1 protein-coding gene is annotated in these 571 nt (G+C 68.0%); it reads right to left on the bottom strand.

The window, feature by feature from the left end:
* Positions 1–571 (bottom strand): carbohydrate ABC transporter permease (locus tag Q9G87_RS60385; protein WP_305925699.1); only part of this gene is annotated, 571 nt, incomplete at both ends.

The following is a 571-nucleotide window of genomic DNA, read 5'->3' as shown; positions in this document are numbered from 1 at the left end:
GACTGGGCGGCCTGCTGCGCGACGTACAGCGGCAGCGTGGTGGTCTGGTGCGCGGGACCGCCGCCGGTCAGCGTGTAGAGCAGGTCGACGTTGTTGAACTCCCACACCGAGCGCAGCAGCGTGGACAAGATGATCGCGTCCCGCAGATGCGGCAGCGTGATGTGCAGGAATCGGCGCAACCGGCTCGCGCCATCCACGGCGGCGGCCTCGTACAACTCCTTCGACACCGACTGCAGGTCGGCCAGGAGCAGGATCGCGAAGAACGGCACCCCGCGCCACAGCTCGGCCAGCACCGCCGCCCAGAACACGGTGTCCGGGTTCGCCAGCGGCGCCGCACCGTACTGCATCAACCCCATGTCCGCCAGATAGCGCGACATCCCGGTGAACGGGTTGTACAGCAGCACCCAGATCGCGGTGGTCAGCACCCCGGAGACCGCCCACGGAGAGAAGACCAGCGCCCGTGACAACGCCCGACCGACGAAGCTCTCGTTGACGATCAGCGCGAGCGCGAGCCCGAGCAGCAACTGCAGCACGACCTCGACGACCACCCACTTGACGCTGAAGCCGAGGC

Source organism: Nonomuraea turcica, assembly GCF_030718205.1.
In the GTDB taxonomy this organism is placed as follows: Bacteria; Actinomycetota; Actinomycetes; order Streptosporangiales; family Streptosporangiaceae; genus Nonomuraea.
This window is presented reverse-complemented; position numbering and strand designations above follow the sequence as displayed.